This window comes from Butyrivibrio sp., assembly GCF_015056685.1.
Lineage (GTDB): Bacteria > Bacillota > Clostridia > Lachnospirales > Lachnospiraceae > Butyrivibrio.
In genome coordinates, this window is sequence record NZ_SVFW01000001.1 from 167434 (window position 1) to 186853 (window position 19420).

16 protein-coding genes are annotated in these 19420 nt (G+C 40.7%); 4 read left to right on the forward strand and 12 right to left on the reverse strand.

All coding sequences use genetic code 11. The features are described from left to right. Positions 1–214: 214 nt before the first annotated feature. Positions 215–1603 carry a GGDEF domain-containing protein gene (locus E7303_RS00715; RefSeq protein ID WP_292143379.1) on the forward strand — a complete coding sequence of 463 codons (1389 nt, stop codon included), beginning with the start codon at positions 215–217 and terminating at the stop codon, positions 1601–1603. Position 1604: 1 nt separating this feature from the next. Continuing rightward, the gene (locus tag E7303_RS00720; protein WP_292143380.1) at positions 1605–3050 is read left to right on the forward strand and encodes a GGDEF domain-containing protein; all 1446 of its coding nucleotides are present in this window, start codon (positions 1605–1607) and stop codon (positions 3048–3050) included. A gap of 168 nt (positions 3051–3218) precedes the next feature. Here E7303_RS00720 and E7303_RS00725 read toward each other — a convergent pair whose 3' ends face one another. Further along, complete coding sequence (locus E7303_RS00725; protein WP_074883199.1) at positions 3219–4238, reverse strand: GGGtGRT protein; 1020 nt, start codon at positions 4236–4238, stop codon at positions 3219–3221. Positions 4239–4260: 22 nt separating this feature from the next. Next, a complete protein-coding gene (locus E7303_RS00730) occupies positions 4261–4953 on the reverse strand; it encodes an iron-sulfur cluster assembly scaffold protein (RefSeq protein ID WP_074883196.1) in 693 nt (230 codons plus the stop codon). A gap of 264 nt (positions 4954–5217) precedes the next feature. On the opposite strand from E7303_RS00730, the gene E7303_RS00735 reads away from it, so the two are divergent. After that, positions 5218–5886, forward strand: coding sequence for a UDP-N-acetylglucosamine pyrophosphorylase (locus E7303_RS00735; protein ID WP_292143381.1), 669 nt, complete (start codon positions 5218–5220; stop codon positions 5884–5886). Between the two features lie 97 nt (positions 5887–5983). Here the strand turns inward: E7303_RS00735 and E7303_RS00740 are convergent, their stop codons facing one another. From E7303_RS00740 to E7303_RS00765, 6 genes are all read right to left on the reverse strand, one after another. After that, positions 5984–7189: an adenylosuccinate synthetase gene (locus E7303_RS00740; RefSeq protein ID WP_292143382.1), complete on the reverse strand. Its 1206-nt coding sequence runs from the start codon at positions 7187–7189 to the stop codon at positions 5984–5986. Then, on the reverse strand, positions 7186–8064 hold the full coding sequence (locus E7303_RS00745; protein WP_292143383.1) for a hypothetical protein: 879 nt from the start codon (positions 8062–8064) through the stop codon (positions 7186–7188). Before E7303_RS00745 ends, E7303_RS00740 begins: the two co-directional genes overlap by 4 nt. Before the next feature lie 71 nt (positions 8065–8135). After that, complete coding sequence (locus E7303_RS00750) at positions 8136–9002, reverse strand: hypothetical protein (protein ID WP_292143384.1); 867 nt, start codon at positions 9000–9002, stop codon at positions 8136–8138. 219 nt (positions 9003–9221) lie between these two features. Then, positions 9222–10526 (reverse strand): phosphopyruvate hydratase, encoded by a 1305-nt coding sequence (gene eno / locus E7303_RS00755; RefSeq protein WP_292143385.1) that lies wholly within the window; start codon positions 10524–10526, stop codon positions 9222–9224. Between the two features lie 219 nt (positions 10527–10745). After that, positions 10746–12953: a DUF6273 domain-containing protein gene (locus E7303_RS00760; protein WP_292143386.1), complete on the reverse strand. Its 2208-nt coding sequence runs from the start codon at positions 12951–12953 to the stop codon at positions 10746–10748. Positions 12954–13198: 245 nt separating this feature from the next. After that, positions 13199–14245: an Rpn family recombination-promoting nuclease/putative transposase gene (locus E7303_RS00765; protein WP_292143387.1), complete on the reverse strand. Its 1047-nt coding sequence runs from the start codon at positions 14243–14245 to the stop codon at positions 13199–13201. A 309-nt stretch (positions 14246–14554) separates the two neighbouring features. Here E7303_RS00765 and E7303_RS00770 point away from each other — a divergent pair, with 309 nt between their 5' ends. Next, on the forward strand, positions 14555–16030 hold the full coding sequence (locus E7303_RS00770) for a GGDEF domain-containing protein (RefSeq protein ID WP_292143388.1): 1476 nt from the start codon (positions 14555–14557) through the stop codon (positions 16028–16030). 32 nt (positions 16031–16062) lie between these two features. On the opposite strand, the gene E7303_RS00775 is transcribed toward E7303_RS00770, so the two are convergent. The 4 genes from E7303_RS00775 to E7303_RS00790 form a co-directional block, all read right to left on the reverse strand. After that, positions 16063–16272: a hypothetical protein gene (locus tag E7303_RS00775; RefSeq protein WP_292143389.1), complete on the reverse strand. Its 210-nt coding sequence runs from the start codon at positions 16270–16272 to the stop codon at positions 16063–16065. A 131-nt stretch (positions 16273–16403) separates the two neighbouring features. Beyond that, positions 16404–18467 (reverse strand): oxidoreductase, encoded by a 2064-nt coding sequence (locus E7303_RS00780; protein ID WP_292143390.1) that lies wholly within the window; start codon positions 18465–18467, stop codon positions 16404–16406. A gap of 29 nt (positions 18468–18496) precedes the next feature. After that, positions 18497–19210 (reverse strand): hypothetical protein, encoded by a 714-nt coding sequence (locus tag E7303_RS00785; RefSeq protein WP_292143391.1) that lies wholly within the window; start codon positions 19208–19210, stop codon positions 18497–18499. A gap of 13 nt (positions 19211–19223) precedes the next feature. Next, a complete protein-coding gene (locus tag E7303_RS00790) occupies positions 19224–19391 on the reverse strand; it encodes a hypothetical protein (RefSeq protein ID WP_292143392.1) in 168 nt (55 codons plus the stop codon). Positions 19392–19420: the final 29 nt, after the last annotated feature.

Sequence of the window (19420 nt, forward strand, 5' to 3'; positions counted from 1 at the left end):
ATTATAGTAAAAGCGGCACAGTCAAGCCATGCCGCTCAAAAATCATTATATCAATTGTATACCTCTTTTTAAAGTATCATTGTAATGATTATTTAATAGGAATTTCATAATTTATACATTGAGATATTAAAAATTTTAAGTCCCTATATGCTATTATATAATAGTATAAATATTATCGTGATGCCGTTATTTTCAGAAATCTTTGGAGGATAAAATGTCTGGTATCGATTATGAAACACTTAAAACTATAGTGAACATGTGCAACATGCCCTCTGCTATTTTGTCAGTTGAAAAAAATGATGACGGGACCTGCGGGAAGATTCTCATGGTTGCAACAAACGACAAATTCAGTATGACCGGAGAAGACGTTGAAGGCCAGCCCTATGACCTGAAAATACCAAGAGATCCAAAATTTGAAGATATATTGTTTAAAGCAGCCTGGAATAACGAGCACTATCACGCCTATGTCGACACAACAAGGCTTTATGGCTATTGGACTGAAGATATAGTCATTCCCATAAACAATAATGGTGATTCCAAAATCGGATATTGCCAGTTTATCTACAATCTCAGTAAAGAAATGGATTCCGGCAAGTACTCCATTATTTCACCGGATATAGCAAGCTTTGTCATCAGGACCTGCCTTAACCTCAGGAAAAATGACGATTTCTACACCACTATGGAGCTCGTAACAAAAGAAATCCGCGAATTCACTGATTCTTTTGCCACATCTATAGTCACAATCTCAAAAGATCTCTATCAGTTCGAAGTTATCAGTGAATCCGTTAGAAATAACCTTGTTAGCATTCATGACATCTTCACTGACATCCCATATGAAATAGTAGAATCATGGGAAGACCTTATTTCGGGCACAGATTGCATCATAATCAGAAACGAACAGGATATGTGCGATATCGAAAAGCGCGCACCGGAATGGGTAAAGACACTTAGGGCAAATGATGTAAAGAGCCTTTGCCTTGCGCCTTTCATTCACCAGAACATGATAATCGGATATCTTTTCATAACCAATTTCGACGTAACTCAACTGGCACGATTCAAAGACACAATTGAGATGGTTGCTTTCTTCCTGGCTTCAGAGGTAGCGCACCACATCTTTATTGAAAAATTAAGAAGTCTGAGTTCCCTTGATATCCGTACCGGTGTTCAAAACAGAAACGCCATGAACACAAAGGTTGACGAACTTGCCATGGAACTTAAGATGGCTCCTGTTCCTTACAGTGTTGCTTTCTGTACCTTGAGCACCTTAAAAACCATCAATATAAATCAGGGACATGATGCTGGAAATAATCTTCTTAGAGATGCAGGAAAGATACTTCGCGAAGTATTTAAAGATGATTTTATTTACAGATCTGCAGGCGATGAATTTGCAGTAATATCAACAAACAGCTCTGAAGAAGAATTCAGCAAAAAGATCGACACCTTAAAAGAGAAGGCTTCAGATCCTGAATGGGTATATTTCACAGTAGGTTACTATACCGACGCCACAGATGGCTCACTTCATACAGCTATGAGATTTGCAAATCAGTACGGTCAGGAATTCAAAGAAGAATTCTATTATGAACACCCGGAGATGATTAAATAATATGACAAATGAAAAATACACAATTTTAAAAGCGTTTATAAATCAGATACCTATCCCAAGTGCCATTATGTCTGTAGAAAAAGATGCGTATGGTAATTGCGGTGAAGTGCGTTTTGCTGTTATCAATAACGTTTTTAAAAAAAGCTATTATGAAATGTTTGCGGGAACAGAAAATGATGCAAATATTTCTTTCGACAACTTTGAAAAGACAATTGAAGGAAACCTCTATACTATGCATCTTCCGAAAGAGCCAAATTTCGAAGATGTATGCTTTAGAGCTGCGTGGAAGGGCGAATTTATAAATACATATGTTGATACCTCAAAAATGTATGGTTTCTGGACTCAGGACATCCTTAATCCCATAACAGAGAAGAGCGATGATCCTGGTATCTCCTACTGCCAGTTCTCTTATACTCTGAATAAAGAAATGGATACAGGCAAATTTGCAGCTGTTTCCCCTGACATTGCAAGCTTTGTTATAAAGACCTGTCTTGAACTTAGAAACGAGCACAAATTCCTTGATAGCATGGAAATTGTAACTAAAGACATCTTAGAGTACACGAATTCATATGCAGCAAGCACTCTTACTATTGACAAAGAATTCCGTACTTTTGACATCATAAGTGCTGCATCCTCAGACCCTTCAAACGATATACGTGGTATATTTTCTAAATTCCCATATGAGATAATTGAGAGCTGGGAAGAGCTTGTAAAAAAGACAAACAGTATCATCATAAAAGATGAACATGACATGGATTACTACGAGGAAAAGGCCCCTGCCTGGGTTAAGACCTTGAGAATAAATAAAGTTCAAAGCCTGTGTCTTGTTCCCTTTACTCACAACGGAGAAACAATAGGTTACCTCTACATCACCAACTTCGATGTAAGTCATCTTGTAAGGATAAAAGAAACTATTGAACTTATCTCATTCTTTTTATCATCTGAAGTTGCTAACCACCTGTTTTTACAAAGGCTCGAGTATCTCAGTAACGTTGATATGCTTACAGGAGTATTTAACAGAAACTGTATGAACGTAAATGTAGACGAGCTGGCGCTTAAACTTGAATTTAACCCAAGACCTTTCAACGTAGCCTTCTGTGACCTGAATGGTCTTAAGACAATAAATGATACTGGCGGTCACGAACAGGGAGATAAACTTCTTGTTTATGCTGCTGATGTGTTAAAAGAAGTTTTTGCAACAGACAAGATTTACAGGGCAGGCGGTGATGAATTTACTATCATCTCCTTCGATACTGAAAAGGATTTTGAAGAAAAGATAAAATGCCTTAGAGAAAAGGCATCAGACCCGGAGTGGCTTCATTTTGCAATAGGCTACTACCATGATTCCGATTCCGGAAACCTGCGTCTTGCCATGAGATATGCCGACGAGCGCATGTATAAAGACAAAAACAAATTCTACGAACAACACCCCGATAAAAGGAGGTAAAAAAAAGCGAGTGCACGGCACTCGCTTTTTACATACTTTAACAAGGAAGTTCGGCTCTCGCACTTCGTGCTCGACCGAATGACATTTGGAAGTTCGGCTCTCGCACTTCGTGCTCGCCCGAACGACCATGCTGACTAGACTCGACAAGACCTCGTCAAGTCATCATGGTCAGAACTTACCAGCCTTTGCAGCCTCTTCGATAGAAACGGCTGTTGAAACTGTCATACCAACCATAGGGTTGTTACCAGCTCCGATAAGACCCATCATCTCTACGTGAGCAGGAACTGATGAAGAACCAGCGAACTGAGCATCTGAATGCATACGTCCCATAGTATCTGTCATACCATAAGAAGCAGGACCAGCTGCCATGTTATCTGGGTGAAGTGTACGACCTGTACCACCGCCTGATGCTACTGAGAAGTACTTCTTACCAGCTTCAATACGCTCTTTCTTGTATGTACCTGCAACTGGGTGCTGGAATCTTGTAGGATTTGTTGAGTTACCTGTGATAGATACGTCAACGTTCTCCTTCCACATGATAGCTACACCTTCCTGTACGTCATTAGCGCCGTAGCAGTTAACCTTTGCACGAGGTGAATTAGCATCCTTAGAATAGCACTTTCTGAATACTTCCTTAACTTCGCCTGTGTAGTAATCATACTCTGTCTCAACATATGTGAATCCGTTGATACGAGAAATGATCTGAGCAGCGTCTTTTCCAAGACCGTTAAGAATAACTCTAAGAGGTTTCTGACGAACCTTGTTAGCCTTCTCTGCGATACCGATAGCACCCTCAGCAGCTGCGAATGACTCGTGACCAGCAAGGAATGCGAAGCACTCTGTATCCTCTTCAAGAAGCATCTTTCCAAGATTACCATGTCCAAGACCTACTTTACGTCTGTCAGCAACTGATCCAGGGATACAGAAAGCCTGAAGACCAATTCCGATTGCTGCAGCAGCGTCAGCAGCCTTACGGCAGTTCTTTTTGATTGCGATAGCAGCACCTACTGTGTAAGCCCACTTTGCGTTTTCGAAGCAGATTGGCTGGATGCCTTCGATAAGCTTGTAAACATCGATGCCAGCTGCCATTGTAATATCTTTACACTCTTCGATAGAAGAAATTCCATACTCCTTAAGGCAAGCCAGGATCTGGGGCTCTCTTCTTTCATATGATTCAAATAAAGCCATTGTATATTTTCCTCCTTACCTATTACTCATTTCTTGGGTCGATGCAACGAACTGCATCTGCAACACGTCCATACTGTCCCTTAGCCTTCTCAAGAGCTGTGTTTGCATCATCACCAGCTTTGATGAAGTCCATCATCTTACCAAAGTTAACATACTTGTATCCGATGATCTCATCGTTCTCATCAAGAGCGATGTCTGTGATGTAACCATCTGTAAGTTCAAGGTAACGAGGTCCCTTTTCAAGTGTACCGTATGTTGTACCAACCATTGAACGGTTACCCTTACCAAGATCCTCAAGACCAGCACCGATCTGAAGACCATCCTCTGAGAATGCAGACTGTGTTCTGCCGTAAACGATCTGAAGGAAGAGCTCTCTCATAGCTGTGTTGATAGCGTCACAAACAAGGTCTGTGTTAAGAGCTTCAAGAACTGTAAGTCCTGGAAGAATTTCAGAAGCCATAGCTGCTGAATGTGTCATTCCTGAACATCCAATAGTCTCAACAAGTGCCTCCTGAATAATACCGTCCTTAACATTTAAGGAAAGCTTACAGCAGCCCTGCTGTGGAGCACACCAGCCGATACCATGTGTATAGCCGGAAATATCCTTTATTTCTTTTGACTTAACCCACTTAGCCTCTTCCGGAATGGGAGCTGCACCATGGTGTACCCCTTGTGTAACAGGGCACATGTTTTTTACCTCTGTAGAGTAAATCATGAAAAAATCTCCTTTCGTATTGTGAAGTAACTTTCATTACTTGCTACCTAATTTTAGACTGGCCATAATTCGATGCATGCCAAGCATCAGGCCAAAGATAATGCCTTCTGAAAACATACCCTCAGAAAACACCATCATTATTTTTGCACATAATGATGCTAATTTCAATAACGTTGTTTATTTTTTAACAGATTTTTTAGTCTTATCTTCTCAGATATGTTATTATTGTCTTGTTAATTCAAAAATATAGGTGAGGTATTTAACATGGAAGAATTTAAGATTTCAAATATGTATGATCTAAATGAGACTATCGCTGCTGATTATATGAAAACAAAGGAATATCCATGGGAGCTTCTTGCAGGTATCAAGGATTACATCATTGAACTTGGAAACAGCCTTCCAGCTGATAAATATGAAAAACGCGGTGAAAATGTATGGATTGCAAAAAGCGCCAAAGTATTTGATTCCGCTTACCTTGGAGGACCATGCATAATAGATGAGGATGCAGAAGTCAGACAGTGCGCATTCATAAGAGGAAGCGCAATCGTTGGTAAAGGAGCTGTTGTTGGAAATTCAACCGAGCTTAAGAATGTAATTCTTTTCAACAAGGTTCAGGTTCCTCATTATAACTACGTCGGAGATTCAATTCTTGGATTCAAGGCTCATATGGGAGCGGGCTCTATCACATCAAATGTAAAGAGCGACAAGACTTTGGTAGTAGTTAAGAACGGCGCTGATGACAAGGTAGAGACAGGTCTTAAGAAAATGGGCGCAATGCTCGGCGACAACGTTGAAGTTGGCTGTAACTCAGTTCTTAACCCAGGAACAGTTATCGGAAGAAATTGCAATGTATATCCCCTCTCTTCTGTGCGCGGCTGCATTCCTGAAGGACATATCTTTAAGGATAAAGATCACGTAGTAAAAAAGAATTAAATCATTAAACAATAATTGGTTCAAAAGAATTGATCCTTGTTACGAATGCTTACGCCGATGGCGTAAGCATTCTTGTTTATAGCCTCTAAGTTGTATTTTAGTATCTTTCCCAAAAGCCACATACATTGGAAAAGCCATATTTAGTTTTCAGAATATCTTTTAGCTTATCAAAAGGAATCTCTCCATCCTTAAAATAAATGGAGCCGTCAGTTTCATTAAGATGCGTAATAAAGATAGAAAGCTCCGTTTCTTTCACGCTTCTAAACTGCCCTACGCTTCTATAATCCTCTTTTACAGGTAGTACAAAGTCTTCAATATCCCGATGCCTTGCATATCTGATAGAGCCCTGCCACTCATTATCTATGTTGGTAAGGTCCATGGTTACTTCGGGAAATTCATTTCTGTCACACTCTCCCGGAAGTGGTCCGTTACCATGCCTTGTAACATAAGATCTGGTAACATAGACCGCTCTATCAAGTTTCAAATTTCTTTCATCAAGAAAAGATGCTATATTCCAAAGACCTGTCTTTGACGGTGTAAGGTACGGAGCAAACTTTTTGTAGTCATTATCAAGCAAAAGCCCCTGTCCTGTCTCAAAAACAACCTGTTTATAGCCAAGCAGGAAATCAGAAGAAGCATCTATTATTTCAATGTGCTTCACCGTCTCCTTTATGCTTTCTGCAAAATTTGCAAGGACTTCACTGTTTGTGAGCATATCATAATAATCCGCTCTTCTTCCAGGATTGTTGCGTTCAAACAGGTCACATATAGAGTCAAGATCTCTCTGACCATATTTTTCTCTAAAATCGACCAGTATATCAAACAGCTCTTTTAGAGACTTATCACGAACATCAGCAACTGTAAGAACAAGTCCATTTTCATGCCTGTTTATACATTCATTGATGCCCATTCCGCAGCTTCCGTGCCGCTCTTTTCCTCTGGCAGATTCAATGAACATATTTCGAAGCACATCATCTATGATTGTGATCCTCGTATCTTTTTCAGCGTATATCTTAGGAGTAAAACCATATACAGCCTCAAACTCTTCCAGTTCATTGCCAAGCTGAAAAAGATCAACTAAAAACGTATCTGCTAAAAGTGTATCTGCGCCATACTCAGCCCCGGACCCTATCTGATGATGGATGAACCGCTTTCCGCTCTCATCCTCTACTGTATGCCCGGCCTGGCCGCCTCCGTTATGCTTAACTATCAGCGTTATTTTTTCTTTTTTGGCAAAAGAGGCACAGACAAGGCCTTTACCTTCATCTCCAAAGTTTTTACCAATGACGGCAATTGCTTTCATAAACTGATTCCGTTATCTTCAAAAGAAAGTCGTGAAAGCGCAGCACTTATAGAAGGTCTGTCAAGCTCCTCCCACTGCTCCAACACTTCGTCAAGTTTTTTACCCTTCTGCAACTGAATTGTGCTAATGATTATTTCAGGAATATTGCCGATATACTGCCTTTCAATAATGATCGTGTGCCCAGCCAAAAGCTCCTGATTTTCAATGTTTCCGTGGTCAATCATAATGTGAAACACATTAAACTTTTTCTGAACAGCAGCAAGCACCGCTTCCCTTGAAATATATCCGGTTTTATCACCGATAACTCTTTCAATGGTATCTTTTACATACTCTTTTCTGATTGTTGCCTTGTCACCAATAGTAAAAAGAAATCCCTTTTCATTTCTCTTATTGATGGCATCAATGTTCGTGTGATGGGCAAGGAACTCCCAAAGGCAGGTTGGTACTACTTCACCATAGCCCTGGTTTTCAAAATAAATATCCAAAAGTTGCTGCGCTATACGAATATCAGATTCAAACTGAGTAACCTGAAGTGGTGAAGCATCCAAATAATCACCGTATGCTGCGCACATTAAAGCCGGATCTTCTACAGCTCCTGTAGAGTACAATTTTGTGATAAGCTCATTTAAAGCATTTGTAGCAACTTCAACTGCCAGATATCCCATAGACCCAGTGACATCAAGGCCAACAACGATAGGTGTTGTATTTGGATGATCTTCTGAATCGAAGCACTCTCTTGTTCCTATATATTTTGGATCATATTTTGGATCGCACTGTTTTTTTGTAAAAACCTCTTCTACACTCTGATTTCTTGACAGATTTCTGCTGTTTTTTAGCTTAACCCAATCTGATGCTGAATAACTTCCATATCCCATTTTCTTTTTCCCCTTTTTTCATACTTTTCTTTTTTGATCATTGATCAACATACATTTTTATTAACAAAGGCTTAAAACCTCACAAACTTGTGGCCGCCAAAGCCTTTTTCAATAACAGTATCCCAGTACTCAAAGTCTTCATATGCATTTGCTCTTGGTTTTGAATCAAGGAAAGCAAAAAGCTCCGAAGGGCCACTATCTCTTTCCATTACCTGCTTTGCTGTTTCCCTGATCTTTTTAAGGTCTCCTTGCGTTGAGAATCGCTTAACATTCCTGTAATCACCAAAGAGCATTCCCTCATGAGTCACAGGATTTACAAATACGCTGGCTGTACTGATATCCCCATGAGATATTTCTGAAAATTCCAATGCGCAGCAGATATTTTCCATACGGGAAATCACCCAGGCAAGATGCTCTGCCTTTAAAGGTGCAAAAACTTCCACCGGATAAAAGTATGGCTTACGCACAAAAACAAGTACTTCCCTACCGTCCTTAAGATGGAGCCTCTGTGTCAGCATAGGAAAACACCTGTCCAGCTTCATATCAGCCTCTGGGAATGTCAGACTAAGGAGCCCTTTCATGAACATATCTGCCTCTTTGTCATCATCAAATACATAGACAACACTCTTTTTTGCCAAAAAACATTCCATGCCCGGATATATATATTTATCCATATATGCAATTGTAAGTGGTTTTGAATTGTCCATTATGAATGAGACGTTTCCCGTCTCTTCCCAAAGATCATCCCCAGAATAATCATCTTCCCTGGCCATGGCTTTTGCCATGTAAAAAGAAAGGATCTTTTGCCTGAATGCTTCGTTACCCCTTAGTTCCGAATCAGACATAAAGGCTCTGCAACCGCAATAACTGCAGCTAAATCCACCAGCGTCAGAAACCTTCAGCTGAGCCCCGCAATTTCTACACTTGTAGGTTATCATTATTTCTTTTCCTTCCCCCAAAATACTCTCTGACTAAAATCCATTTTAGCCACATTTTCAATTATAATAAACTTCCTTTTTTACGCAATAAGCGATTCTAACTTGTCACATTCTCAAAATAAAACATAGGATAATCGCTGATATTCTCAAGCAATTATCCTATGTTTCAGTTTTTTTGAAATTGTTAATATAAGTAAAAAGCAAAGTATGATAAAACAATCATTTCTTTACATGAAATGCATCCATTCCGGGATATACTGCGCTGTCGCCAAGCATCTCTTCAATTCTGAGAAGCTGATTGTACTTGGCTACACGCTCTGAACGGCTGGGAGCACCGGTCTTGATCTGGCATGTGTTAAGCGCAACAGCCAGGTCTGCAATTGTTGTATCTGCGGTCTCTCCTGAACGATGAGAAGAAATAGCAGTATAGCCTGCATTGTGAGCCATCTTGATGGCTTCAAGAGTCTCTGATACAGAACCAATCTGGTTAAGCTTAATTAGGATAGAGTTTCCTGCGCCAAGAGAAATTCCCTTACTAAGTCTCTCAGTGTTAGTAACAAACAGGTCATCTCCCACGAGCTGAACCTTGTTACCAATCTTGGCTGTCATTTTCTGCCAGCCTTCCCAGTCTTCCTCATCAAGTCCGTCTTCGATGGAAATGATCGGATACTTGTCAACAAGACTCTCCCAGTGAGCAATAAGCTCATCTGATGTGAACTCTTTTCCTGACTTAGGCTGCTTATAGAAGCCCTTTCCTTTCTCGCTCTTCCACTCAGATGCAGCAGCATCCATAGCAATCATGAAGTCTTTGCCCGGCTCAAATCCAGCTGCCTTTATTGCTTCAAGGATCTTTTCGATAGCTTCCTCATCGCTCTTTAACTGATTAGGAGCAAATCCTCCCTCATCACCAACGGCTGTAACATCTCCCATATCCTTGATGAGCTTTTTCAGATTATGGAAAACTTCTGCACACCAGCGAAGTGCTTCCTTAAATGAAGGAGCTCCAACAGGCATGATCATAAATTCCTGTGTATCTACCGCACTATCTGCATGAGCTCCACCATTTAAGATATTCATCATAGGAACAGGAAGTCTGTTTCCTGATACACCGCCAAGGAATCTGTAAAGAGGAATATCAAGACTCTTTGCAGCTGCTCTCGCTGTTGCAATAGAAACTGCCAAAATAGCATTTGCTCCAAGCTTTGACTTATCCTTTGTTCCATCAGCTTTAATCATAGCTGCATCAACAGCATATGTATCAGAAGCATCCAACCCTTCTATAGCATCATTGATAATGGTATTGATATTCTCTACAGCTTTTGTAACACCTTTTCCAAGGTATCTTGACTTATCTCCGTCTCTAAGCTCCAATGCCTCAAACTCACCTGTTGATGCTCCACTTGGTGCTGTACCTGTCGCTACTGTTCCATCAGCAAGAGTAACCTCTGCCTCAACAGTAGGATTTCCTCTTGAATCAAGAATTTCTCTACCAATAACCTGTACAATCTGTAAATAATCTTTCATAAATTGCCTCCTTCTTATGTTAGCATACGCTTACAATATATCATAACAGGCATCACATTTCTATTTTGTTATCAATAATTTTTTTCAACAATTTTCGCTCCACTCCATTCCAGTTCCAGAAAATATAGATATATCAAAAAGGCGCCCGCCTACCTTAATAGGTAAGTGAGCACCTTCTTCATAAATTTCATTACTACCTTATATTCTCAACAATTAATATCAGTTTTCTTCAGCTGTTAAGCCATATTTGTTGCCAAGATACATAAATCCTGCGAAATTGTTTTCTGTAAAGAGATCGCTATTATCAGCTCCTGCAGGGATTGTAAAGGATACGCGGCTTCCTTTGTATTCTCCATCAAGGAAGCTTACTTCAAGGCTAACATCAGGTCTTGCTGCAAGGGCATCGAATACCATCTTGTGGAAAGAGATCCATCTGTCAGTTGTGATCTTGACTGTCTCGCCCTGCTTTGCCTTGTTTATCTTATCAACTGTATTGGCGTTGAATACGTAGTAAGCAGAAAGCGGGACCCTCACAAGGATGTCATAGCACTCTGTACACTGATATCTAAGTTCACCATCCTGACTTTCAGTTGCTTCAACCTTATCCCATGCATAGGTGTGGGTGTGAGGCTTTACCACCTTCTTTTCTGACTCTTTAGTTTCTTCTGGTGCTGCGCCGTCTTCATATGCTATTGCATAGATTGAAAACTTATCCAATGATAAAACAACCGCATCTCCTCTTCCAGAACCTACTTCTTCTGCTTTTCCACCATGGAATCGGAATATTCTAAAGAGTCTTCCTGATGCTTGGAGTTTGGATGGAATAGGGAACCTGACACTTAATGATCTACCATTTAATTCTGCCAACTGTCCACTGGATTTTTCAGTTCCGTTTGCATCTTCAACTATAAACGAAAGGGTAATATCTAAAAAGCTTCCAATATTCAGGTTATCAGCTTCTATCATTGATTTAATAGAGTCCACTGCCTCCTTATTTTCATCAGCGTTTTCATCAACACTATTTGTATTAAGAATAAGCCTTACCGTGTCACTATCATCAACTGACGCCTCGCCTGAAACTATCTCTCGTATCTCTGTAAGATCATTATCTATAGATATCTTTTCATCATCATGTGCACTACCTTCCTTTTTAGCTTCTATATCGCCTTCTTTAATTTCAGGTTCTACCGGTGTTTCTTCAGATATGATAATTGTAACTACAGCTGGATTCGAATCGCTATGAATAGCATCTCCCACAGCTTTATACCATACATAGTAGGTTCCGGCGTCGGTGGCGGTAGGGATGGATGTGGTATAAGGTTGTGTAGCTTCGCTAGCGGTGCCGAGGGCGTACTGCATTTCACCGCCTGTGGCTTCGCCGGTCACGGTCACCAGTGGCTTCTCCGTCCCGTCGTAAGTGCGACTGTTCGCGGTAACCGTCGCAGCGACAGCATTCGCCTTGCCAACCGTCACCGTCACGTCGCAGGTTACGCTCTTGGTGCTGTCCGCATTGCTGGTAGCGGCGACGAGAGCGCTGCCTGCCGACTCGCCTTTGGCGTAGACGGTCAGTTTATCGGTGGCGTCCGCGCCGACCTCGGTGGTGCAAGCCTCATCAGAATACAGCTTCACAGCACTCGCGTCGTTTCCGCCAACTCTCCACTTCACCTTCTTGTCCGTGGCATTGTCAGGAGATACAGATGCCGTGAATGACACTTTCTCACCCACATTGATTGTCTGCTTGGCGAGCGGAGTCAACGATATTCCTGTAACATCCACATTGCCACAGGCAACAGAGAATGTATTTGATGTAGAATCAAACACCACCTTGCTCAGATCAAGCTTTAAAGCGGGGCGAACACCAAGCGTGTTCGCCACATAGTAGCCAAGGTCTTCCACGTAGGTGTCATCGACGACCACGCACGCCGCGAAGAAATCACCGTCGCCTGGCGAGCAGAGCCACCATACATTGTCATCCGCTCCACTTGCTTTATTGCATTTCAGCACTTCCGAATTCACTTGATCGATTGTATTTGCCTGATCCGTTGTCAGAAGAAACATTTTGCTGTCAACAATTGCAGACTTTACGTTGTCCGAAATACTGTTCGTGTAGTAATTGTTTACAGCTGTTTCCACTGTAGAACCGCTATAAGTATTGCTTTGGCCATTGCTGTCATACATCGATGCAGCAACACATTCCTTTGAAAGCAAGGTAACTGTCCCGGCATCAACTGCCGTCGAGTTATCCTCAATCAGGTACCAATCCTTGCTGTCAAACTTTACTACTGTTATGGTATTCACCAGACTGGCATAAGGATCACCGTCCCAAGCCAGCGCCGTCAGGCTCATGCCCGGCATAAGTCCGAGAACAAGAGCCAGCGTGAGCAAAAAGCTCAGCAGCTTCCTTCCTGATTTTCTTTTTTGTTTCATTACAAATTCCCTCCTAGAAAATAATTTTTATATAAAAAAGACCGCCGAATCTGACAGGGTATAGTCCCCCCGTCAAGTAAGGCGGTTATCCATCACAAATATATGCGGTTTTATACGAAAAAAAGGCGCAGCTAGCTGTGCTGTCAGCGATTGTATTTCTTTGCGGCATAAGATGCACCCCCCTAAAATACTTTCCATCACATACAACACTTATATTTTATCATGGTTTACTTTTTTTGCTTATTTTATTTTGGATTTTCAATTATCTCTTTCTGTTTCCACTCCTCATATATCTTCTCTTCATCATAGTCCGGAAGATACTTTTCTGCTAGAAAACTTATCTCTTTTACAAACGCTTCATCCTCTTCAATCTCTGATGCAATTGTTTTTATACTTTTTCCTTTTGAAAGCTTTTTGCAAATAAGATTTATACGTGTTAAGTCTTTTCCTATTTCCTTGCCTTTTTGTCTCTCTTCCTGTACATTAAAGCCTTTCCATCCCTCAAAAAGATCACTCATATCCCGCTCCTTTATGTGGCTCACAAAGCCTTGAATCTCATCTTCCGGAACGAACTGTTTTCTGAGTACTACCGCAATTACTCTTGCCAGTGTCTCTAGAACATCTTCCGGAGATTTGAACGCTATGTTGTCAAGATAATCCTTAGGCAGCCCCAGTGAATTAAAATCTGCGGCATCCCTAAGTTTATTTATCAGCATTATCAAAGAAAGTCCATCTTCTCTATTAAGTAGTTCCTCGCGATTATAATCCCCCGTATTTACAAGGTGATACTCAAACTGAGGAATATACTTGGAAAACACATCTCCAAGTGCAATCCTCGATGAGAAAGTTTTATCCACCGTCCATTTATTTACACCGTTATAATAAACGATTGGAAATACAGGCGGATACTTAAAATCCCTGGACTTGCTTATTCCTTTGTGAATTTTCTCCTGCTGCTTTGCATAATCCTCCCAAATAAACACCATATAACGGAGAACCTGCATACATACATTATAATCCACCTGCGCCTTGTGTTCAATTAATGCAATGAATATTTCACTGCCGTCTCTAATGCGTACTTTCTTGACTACATCTGCGTTTCGCTCCTCTGTAAACATCGGGATGTACCTTTCAGTAACGTCCTCAATATCTTCTGCCCTCACATCTTTCAGCGCTTCAATATTGGAGTAATTCCTCAAAAGCAGCGCACATAGATTTGCGTTATCAAATATGATCTTTGCACCACTGTCCTTTTCTTTTCTGTTACTGATCTGATTGTTTTCTTCTGACATACACATATGCCCCTTTCTAAAAGAATAATTACAAAACCTGTGAAAAAAAGCATATGCAAGAACTGCTAAGCCTTTTCCGATTGGATTTGAAGCTGCATAAGATTTTTTGCAGCCATGTCAGAATATCACATAACAGTTCTGGAAGCAATTATATATTTTAAAACTGGAAAAATACGAAAGCTAACTCCCTGTTAAAGTGGACTTTATTTGCATCATTATAAAAAGATGCCTGCCTAAATATGCAAGCAGCAACTTTCAATTTACAAAATCTTTATACATGCCATTTTGCTAAGATGCTATAATTTTGGCATGAGCAATATTTTTGTTGATCATTTCAAAAGAAATAGCGAACAGCTAAAGAAAATCAAAGAATATTTCAGGCTTTGCGAAAAAGACATAGTAAACAATAATTTATTCATGCTAAGAAGAACCTGCATGTATATTTCTATTGTTTATATTGTTATGTTCTTTTTGGCGCTTTTTATGCTGCCCACATTCAAGTATTCAATCAAATACTATGTTCTTACTCCAATTATTCTTATAGTCTACTTTTGGATAAATTTATTTATCAGAAAAAGAAATGACATATCACCACATGTTTCCAAGCTCCTGTGTCTGTCATTTTATATGTTGCTTTTTGTATGCGTAATTATAATGGACCTGATTGCTTATCCCGGTAAACAGTCTTTATGGTTTCCTTTTTTCCTCATAGCTTTTCCTATGGTTTACATTGACCGGATTTATAAAACCAGCCTTTATGCAACTTTCTTTCTCATCGTTTATGCAATAATAGCCGTAACTCTAGAGCCGGCCAAGGTTCTGTCAGTTGATATATACCGTGCAATTGCCGCATATTTTATTGCACTTTTGCTGGGCAGAATAATCATCGATATGCGTTGTAACGAAGGACTTGCCAGGATAAAGCTTTCTGAACTTAGCAGCTACGACTCTCTTACCCACACCCATAACAAAAGAACCTTTTATAAAAAAGTTCATGAATGGCTGGATAATAATCACTCACATCAAAACTATGCCCTTTGTGTCATTGATGTAGATGATTTCAAAAAAGTAAACGATAATCTCGGTCATGATGTTGGCGATCAGGTTTTAAAACATATCGGAGACCTTTTGGACATGAATATACATTCGGGAGATATTGTTGGAAGATACGGCGGGGATGAATTTGTCCTCTTTATTCCGGATGCAAGAAGTCTGGACCTTACTGCATTTAAACTCAGAAACCTGCAAATGTTTCTCACTGATTTTTCAATTAATGGTTTGGCTAATTTTACCGTCAGCATAGGAGCAGCTTTCGACAGTCTTGAAAGTGATCTTGCGGTTTTGTTTAAAGTGGCTGATGATGCCCTTTACACCTCAAAACTTTGCGGAAAAAATATGAGTACTGTGTGGAGTACTCATAGACTTGAAGTGCCGCAAAAACCTGTTGTCATGCTCCTTACTCATGATGATAGCGCTCTATCTTCTCTTGTGAATGACGCTTTTAGCGATAACTACGACATCTATAATATGGAATCCGGAGAGGCACTTCCATATCTTTGCCAGCTCTATGCCTCTATCCATATGATCATAATGGATTTTGATGAAAAAAACTCCGACGACATTCTTTTCATAAAATATCTCAGAAGAAGGGACAAATTCAGTAATATCCATATAATAACAATTGCAGCTAAGGAATCCTCAGCTGCAACTTCAAAGGAGTATGGAATTAATACAATTATCAAAAATAATCTTACTAAAGAGGAGCTTTTACGGATTACAGAATAGGCAAATCACTGTATGTGCCTATTCTGCTAAGATCATATCTTGCCAGTGTTATCCCCAGTATGATCTTCACATGCAAATAACTTGCCATTCTCGACCGAAGTATTTTGGGGTGCTGCCATAATAACACCATTTTTTTTAATTTTCTCAGCCAGTTTCTGCTGTGTTGCCTGATCAATTCCACCTGTAACCTGTTCTAAATCATTATTAGAAACCATGTTTTTATTCAATTCCATATTTGCCATGTCGCTTACCTCCATCCATATATATCCTTTGGTATCATTATATACGACGTAATAAGCGACATGGCAAAATATATTTATAAATAAACTATTATTATTTTATAAACTGAACAGCAATCCTTTGATCTACATTTTTAAATCTTCATCGCGATATCCCAAGCGCCCCAGATGGCGCTTCTGATATTGCCTACCTTCTGGCAGTCTCCGAGGAGATGAACGTTTTTGGCCTCTTTCATGATAGGTATCGGATGATAACCTACTGACATGATGACTGAATCTGCAGGAAGTTTCTTTACCCTTCCATCCTTAAGTCCGATTTCAACTTCGTTTGGTGAAATACTCTTAACAGATGCATTTAGATAAACCGGAACTTCATTGGTCTTAAAGCAGTCTCTTAAGTAGCTGGTGTTTGCAAGGCACATGTTCTTGACTGCGATCAGGTCATCCTTCATCTCAACGATCTGAGGGTGCTTTCCCTTGCGGAAAAGATCCAGCGCAATCTCGCAACCTGTAAGCCCACCGCCGATGATGACTACATTATCTCCTACTTTCTTTTTATCAAGAAGATAATCTGTAGCATCCATAGCATATTCGGCTGCTCCGGGAATTGGAATCCTGTTAGCCTCAGCGCCTGTTGCAATTATGTACTCATCAGCCTGAGGAAGGCTTCCGGCCTTAATTTCAGTATTGAAGTGAACTTCTACACCGAGCTTACCAATCTGTCTCTTCTGCCATGCAATGAATTCTTTATCCTTTTCCTTGAATTCAGGTGCAGCTGCGGCGATAAATACTCCGCCAAGTTCACTAGTCTTTTCATAGATCACAGGTTTGTGTCCGCGAAGTGCCAGTATTCTTGCAGCCTCCATTCCACCTACACCGCCACCGATAATGGCAACCTTCTTAGGTTTCCTGGTCTGAATGACTCTGTACTTAACTGACTGCATAGAGCGGGGATTGACCGCACATCTACACATTCCTGCAGACTCTGAAAGATCCTGGTCATTGGCTGTTCCATTGTGCTTTGTAAGGTTAAAGCATGCTGAATGACAACAGATACATGGCCTGATATCAGCTTCTTTTTCTCTCTCAATCTTGGTAACCCACTTAGGATCTGCAAGGAACTGTCTGCCCACAGCCATAGCGTCGATTCCGCCTTCACGGATTGCTTTTGCTCCGGCAAGGGGTTCCATTTTACCTGCACATACAACCGGGATATCTACGAACTTTTTGATGTGCTCTACGTCCTCGAGGTTGCAATTAACAGGCATATACTGTGGTGGATGTGCCCAGTACCAGGCATCATAAGTTCCGTTGTCGCAGTTTAGCATGTCATAGCCTGCATCCTGAAGGAACTTAACTGCCTTTTCAGACTCTTCCATGTCACGACCGATCTCCTCAAAGTCTTCTCCCGGCATAGCGCCGTACTGGAAAGCCTTTGTCATTGATCTTACGGAATATCGCAGAGATACCGGATAGTCGTCTCCGCAGGTCTTCTTTATCTCTTTTACGATCTCAGCTGCAAATCTGTATCGGTTCTCAAAAGAGCCGCCGTATTCGTCAGTTCTGTGGTTGGTGTATTTTAAAGTGAACTGATCCAAAAGATATCCTTCATGGACCGCGTGCACTTCAACTCCGTCTACTCCTGCCTCTTTGCAAAGTCTTGCTGTCTCGCCAAAAGCATAGATTATCTGCTCAATCTCTTTCTTGGTGATGGCCCTTGTAGTAACGTCATCTGCCCATCTGTTTGGCAGAACTGAAGGCGCTGCAGTCAGATACTCTGCATCGATAATAGGTTTTGCAAGAGTATTGAGCGCTTTATTTTTTGCAAGCATGGCAAGAGGTGCTGTAAGTGCCATTGATCTTCCAAAGCCTGCTGTCATCTGTATGAACATCTTGGCGCCGGTCTTATGAAATTCATCCATAAACTCTGCCAGTTCTTTAAATTTCTTTTTATTCTGGTAAAGCCACTTTCCCCCAAGCATATCCTTAACAGGTGCTATACCCGGAATCACAAGGCCGCAATCGTGTTTTGCAATCTTAAGTAAAAGCCTTGCTGCCTCCTTATCAAAATGGCTTCCTGTGGGCTCCATCCAGCCAAAGATGCAGGTTCCGCCCATAGGTGCCAAAACAATTCTGTTCTTTATTTCCAGGTTTCCAATTTTCCAAGGCGTAAAAAGCGCCTCATATTCCTGCTTCATTGTCATCCCCCTTTAGTGTCTATAGTGTTTCAGTTTTTCTTCTTAAGATGCAATTCCTTAAGACCATCAACCTCGTCGCACACCGCTTTCATGCTGCAATGTCCGCAATCTGTGGGCATCCCGTCAAGTATTTTCGTAAGCGTCCTTGTGATCTTGTCTACCTTGTCTGCGTTTGGAACAAGGCTCTCGACCAGCTCTTTGTCAGTAATAAAAATGACTCTGACCTTTTTTACCTCCGGAAGCTCTTTATACTTGGATATGTACGAACTTCCAACCCTGCTAAAAGAGATACCTCTTTTAAGAGCATCCTTGCTGACCCTTACCTGCTCAAGGTTACTGCTGGCAGATACTCTGACCATATACCCTTCCGGATATACATGGTATCTTACAAAATCAAGATTTCTTATGGTTCCAAAGGCTTTTTCGCTGTCTGTCTCTTCTCCAAGATCGCTTGTTTCCAGAATGATCACCCGGGCAAAAGAAATACTTCCATTTATTTCAGTAATGTCTTTTCCCACCACCAATATCTCATCCTCAGAAATATCGGAATCAGTAGTCACGCAGGTATAGTTTACTGAGGGCTCACGCATTCCGCCAAGCTCTAAGGCTGCATCTCTTTGCATGATGAACTCCGTGTTATCAAGGAGTTTCCATGCACTATTCCTGTCATAGGAATATTTTTTATAAGTCTTTGCAGAAACCTTCTCCATGGTCTCCGCGATTATGCTGTCATAAAGTTTCATAAAAAGGGCTCCGTTAGAATTTAATGTCTGCTTTCTTTCTGTCAAAGATCTTATTGACCTGAACATAAGCCCACGCCATAAGCTTCTGATCCAGATTCCAGAAATAAATTATGAAGAGAACTCCCGTAACAATTGACAGTATTTTAAAGATCGTAAAAAATGTCTTGAATACCTTATTCATCGAAAGTTTTCCTTTCAAATCTACAAAAG

Coding starts and splice junctions, on each gene's coding strand:
- E7303_RS00715 (WP_292143379.1), top strand. CDS start 215: ATGTCTGGTATCGATTATGAAACACTTAAAACTATAGTGAACATGTGC.
- E7303_RS00720 (WP_292143380.1), top strand. CDS start 1,605: ATGACAAATGAAAAATACACAATTTTAAAAGCGTTTATAAATCAGATA.
- E7303_RS00725 (WP_074883199.1), bottom strand. CDS start 4,238: ATGGCTTTATTTGAATCATATGAAAGAAGAGAGCCCCAGATCCTGGCT.
- E7303_RS00730 (WP_074883196.1), bottom strand. CDS start 4,953: ATGATTTACTCTACAGAGGTAAAAAACATGTGCCCTGTTACACAAGGG.
- E7303_RS00735 (WP_292143381.1), top strand. CDS start 5,218: ATGGAAGAATTTAAGATTTCAAATATGTATGATCTAAATGAGACTATC.
- E7303_RS00740 (WP_292143382.1), bottom strand. CDS start 7,189: ATGAAAGCAATTGCCGTCATTGGTAAAAACTTTGGAGATGAAGGTAAA.
- E7303_RS00745 (WP_292143383.1), bottom strand. CDS start 8,064: ATGGGATATGGAAGTTATTCAGCATCAGATTGGGTTAAGCTAAAAAAC.
- E7303_RS00750 (WP_292143384.1), bottom strand. CDS start 9,002: ATGATAACCTACAAGTGTAGAAATTGCGGGGCTCAGCTGAAGGTTTCT.
- eno (WP_292143385.1), bottom strand. CDS start 10,526: ATGAAAGATTATTTACAGATTGTACAGGTTATTGGTAGAGAAATTCTT.
- E7303_RS00760 (WP_292143386.1), bottom strand. CDS start 12,953: ATGAAACAAAAAAGAAAATCAGGAAGGAAGCTGCTGAGCTTTTTGCTC.
- E7303_RS00765 (WP_292143387.1), bottom strand. CDS start 14,245: ATGTCAGAAGAAAACAATCAGATCAGTAACAGAAAAGAAAAGGACAGT.
- E7303_RS00770 (WP_292143388.1), top strand. CDS start 14,555: ATGAGCAATATTTTTGTTGATCATTTCAAAAGAAATAGCGAACAGCTA.
- E7303_RS00775 (WP_292143389.1), bottom strand. CDS start 16,272: ATGGCAAATATGGAATTGAATAAAAACATGGTTTCTAATAATGATTTA.
- E7303_RS00780 (WP_292143390.1), bottom strand. CDS start 18,467: ATGAAGCAGGAATATGAGGCGCTTTTTACGCCTTGGAAAATTGGAAAC.
- E7303_RS00785 (WP_292143391.1), bottom strand. CDS start 19,210: ATGAAACTTTATGACAGCATAATCGCGGAGACCATGGAGAAGGTTTCT.
- E7303_RS00790 (WP_292143392.1), bottom strand. CDS start 19,391: ATGAATAAGGTATTCAAGACATTTTTTACGATCTTTAAAATACTGTCA.